This window comes from Oligoflexus sp., from assembly GCF_035638955.1.
Taxonomy (GTDB): Bacteria; Bdellovibrionota_B; Oligoflexia; order Oligoflexales; family Oligoflexaceae; genus Oligoflexus.
The window spans coordinates 1-3,296 of record NZ_DASQYZ010000029.1 but is presented as its reverse complement, the minus strand read 5'-3'; the positions used below and the strand labels follow the sequence as shown (position 1 = coordinate 3,296).

The window sequence follows — 3,296 nt, the reverse complement described above, 5'->3', positions numbered from 1 at the left end:
ACTATTTTATCAAAGAACGCACCGCAACAGGGTTTAATTTGCAGGCTAATCCTCATACTGCAACTAAAATCGAAGGTCCAGAAAGCGTTTCTTTGAACTACCTGCCTAAATCAGATAATCCAAAAGCAGATACAGAGAAATTTCTAAAAGCCGATTTTGATCTTATATGGTCTCCAAGGCTTGCGGATATCGATCCTTTGGTCTCTAAAGGCTATGATACTCATCATCCAAGATTGGGCTTTACTTTCTTTGCTTCATTGAATAGCGATACCGTTGACCAGCAAAATCGTAGTTATATCCAGAAATTGTTAAATCCAAACAGCTTTACATACAAGGACTCCTGGCGCAAAAAACCTGCATTTCAGCTCTATCTTCCCAACGGACCTGGGCGCATTTCTGATAAAGAAGCTGAAAAAATTTGGACAGATATAGCTAAAACCCCGGATCCCAAAGTCAAAAAGAAGCAGCTGACTATTCTGCTGCCTTCCGCTTTTGAACTGACGGATGCAGTCAATGAAAAGCTTACGAGCGCTGGATATCAAACTGTCCTAAAAAAATATCGAGATTTTACTGAATACGCCAATGAGATTCGAACCAACACTTACGATATTGTCTTTGCCAATAATGATTTCTCGTCCATTGACTTGCGCGGAAATATCGCCGTGACATTTAACCCTGAACGACCGCTAATTCTAGCGTCCAAGAAGAACCCCCAGATTTCGAATATCGTGAATGGCATAGTAAAAGAAACTAACTATGAGAACCGCAATTCAAGAATCAAGGAACTGGGTAAATCATTAATCAGCGACGCCTATATTATTCCTATCTACTATCATGAAGTTCTTGTTCTAACTAAACCTGGGTTTGACTTATCGGCTTGGTCACAAATCGTGCCTGAGATTGGAATATGGAAAGTCAAGAAACTCAAAAATTGATTGATAACCTGAGAAGCGACGGGGTCGAGATCAGAGTACTACGAAGTCTCGTTGACCCCTCCGTCTTTCATTGCATCCTTACGAAAGAACATATCCGTGGCTTTGGCACAGACACGGACTCATCCTTGGCTCTTCTCAAAGCATGCGCGGAATTTAACGAAAGGCTGGATTATCATCGCCAAGTAGAAAGCGGCTTGGCATCTACTTCCAATGGATTTGCTGCTCATTCAAATTTCGAACTGGCGTCCAGATCAGCCATTAATGAATTGATAGAACGAGATACGTTTCTTACGAGTTGGGCTACACGGCAGCCTCCCTACTGGCTTTCTGACGACGAGGTTATGTGAGGTGGCACTATTTCACCGGACACCCACTACGCTACGCTTTTCTCGAACTCGACCGGCGACTGGTAGCCAATGGATGAATGCATCCTGATCCGATTGTAAAACACCTCCACGTATTCGAAGATGGCAGCTTTTGCCTGCTCCCTTGTCTCGAAGCTCAAACGCCTCACAAGCTCAGTTTTGAGCGTTCCAAAGAAACTCTCCGCAGTAGCATTATCGTAACAATTCCCGGCGTGGGTCATGCTTTGACGTATTCGATGCCGCTTGAGCAGGCCCCGGAAGCGTCCAGCTTTGTACTGTCCACCACAGTCGCTATGGAAAATCAGTCCTGGCGCTGGTTTTCTGCCTTTGAGAGCCATCCGCAGAGCGTTAATGATGAGATCAGCTTTCAGGGTTGATTGCATGTCCCAGCCCACGATTTTTCGCGAATAGAGGTCGAGTACGATGCACAGGTAGAGCCAACCCTCCTTGGTTGGGATAAACGTGATATCGGAAACCCAGACCTGATCGATGCGGTCCACCGCCAATGCCTCATCCTTAATGAGATTCGGGCTGTTCTCCAGGTTCGTGTTATCTCGCGTTGTTGTGACAAAAGCCCGGGGAGAAATCCCTTGAATCCCAAGCTCCTTCATGCGTCTCTCGACTCGCGAGGGCGACACTGGAGTGCCTTCCTTCACCAGCTGGAGAGCGATCCTCCTCCGCCCATACGTTCCCCGTGAAGTCTCGTGGGCCGTATAGACCGCTTTGCGGAGGGTCTCGTTTGCCTCTGTCCGGGGGGATGGGGTTCCCTCAAGCCATTCGTAAAAAGCGCTTCGGGACACATCCATTAATTCGCAAAGGAGCTGGACTGGATAATTCTCGGACTGGGCCTTGATGAAGGCGTAGCGGCTCACTTTTGGCCCGCAAAGTAAACCACCGCCTTTTTTACGATCTCAAGCTCCATCTTCACCCGCTTCAATTCCTCTTTCAGACGGGCATTCTCGCTGATAGCATCCACTCGGGCTTCCGCTGAGGCTTGACCTTGGGCATCTCGGGTTTGGCTCCGCCACCGGGAAAGGTAGCCGACCGGAATATCAAGCTCTTCAGCAACCTGGCTCACACTCACACCGGGTTTCAGTGACATTTTCACGGCATTTGATTTAAACTCTTCGCTGTAAGACTTGCGATCCTTCTTCTTTCCCATACTGTCCTCCCTGATACTTGGTTAGGTTATCAGAGTGTCCGGGGAAACGAGACCACTTCAATGTTCCTTGGCGGAAGAGAGGCTCTAGGATTTGTAAATAATTTTGCCAAATTTGGTTTTAAGTTTCAGTATGGTATTTGTGGAGTCAATTCTGGAATAAGTGTAATCATAGGCTGTCTTAGCATTCCCGAAGATGATTCCTTTGGATTCGCTATTGATACGTCCGCTTCAGACAAGTTTTTAGTGTCTGCAAGAAAGGTTTATTATTCTAATTGCTACCTCGGCTCTATCGTCCTTAATAGAAGGAAAAGGGTTGGCGAAATTGTCTGTGATCTTGCCGAAATAAATGCCGTTGAGGCGAACTTTGAGTACTACCTTAAAGGTGAGAATAAACCTAGCTGGTTCTTTGAGAGCTCCAAGGAAGTTAGTTTATTCCCAGCTTTTGATGTCCGTGTGGAACAACTGAGGGAGACATTCACTCCTTCGTTGGTAGTTGTTAGAGCGAGTTCCACAGATTGCCAACACTATTTTGCTGGGTTGCCCACTGCAGAGTCTCTGAACATTGCAAGAATTAGGTCGATCTTCCCAAACAGGGAAATATTTTTCGATCTTCACCCACTGGCGTAGTTGCGAAAATGAATAGAAGATTTCTTCAAATACTCGTGGCTACAATTGTATTCCTGGTGTTCGCTGTATTGATATTCTTTCAAACGGCGATCTCCGACCGCCTTTATCAGCTCACCATGAAGGAATTTTCTCGTCAAATGCAAAGTACTTCGATCTTGATGACGAGCCAAATCAGAAGTGACCCTGTCCATCATCCCGAACCTCGAT

6 protein-coding genes are annotated in these 3,296 nt (G+C 46.2%); 3 read left to right on the top strand and 3 right to left on the bottom strand.

All coding sequences use genetic code 11. The features are described 5' to 3' along the window. Both VE954_RS03510 and VE954_RS44075 read left to right on the top strand, forming a co-directional pair. The coding region (locus VE954_RS03510; protein WP_324949716.1) for a hypothetical protein at positions 1-935 on the top strand (935 nt) is incomplete at its 5' end. Then, the gene (locus tag VE954_RS44075) at positions 908-1,282 is read left to right on the top strand and encodes a YcaO-like family protein (protein WP_414698965.1); all 375 of its coding nucleotides are present in this window, start codon (positions 908-910) and stop codon (positions 1,280-1,282) included. The genes VE954_RS03510 and VE954_RS44075, both read left to right, overlap by 28 nt. A 26-nt stretch (positions 1,283-1,308) precedes the next feature. On the opposite strand, the gene VE954_RS03505 is transcribed toward VE954_RS44075, so the two are convergent. Together VE954_RS03505 and VE954_RS03500 are read right to left on the bottom strand one after the other, a co-directional pair. Beyond that, positions 1,309-2,172, bottom strand: coding sequence for an IS3 family transposase (locus tag VE954_RS03505; protein WP_324949714.1), 864 nt, complete (start codon positions 2,170-2,172; stop codon positions 1,309-1,311). Further along, positions 2,169-2,462: a transposase gene (locus VE954_RS03500; protein ID WP_324949712.1), complete on the bottom strand. Its 294-nt coding sequence runs from the start codon at positions 2,460-2,462 to the stop codon at positions 2,169-2,171. Before VE954_RS03500 ends, VE954_RS03505 begins: the two co-directional genes overlap by 4 nt. Before the next feature lie 60 nt (positions 2,463-2,522). Between VE954_RS03500 and VE954_RS03495 the strand changes: the two genes are divergently transcribed. Next, positions 2,523-3,089 (top strand): hypothetical protein, encoded by a 567-nt coding sequence (locus tag VE954_RS03495; protein ID WP_324949710.1) that lies wholly within the window; start codon positions 2,523-2,525, stop codon positions 3,087-3,089. Here VE954_RS03495 and VE954_RS03490 read toward each other — a convergent pair. Further along, on the bottom strand, positions 3,074-3,296 hold a 223-nt coding region (locus VE954_RS03490), incomplete at its 5' end, for a hypothetical protein (RefSeq protein WP_324949708.1). The two genes, VE954_RS03495 and VE954_RS03490, sit on opposite strands and share 16 nt — an antisense overlap.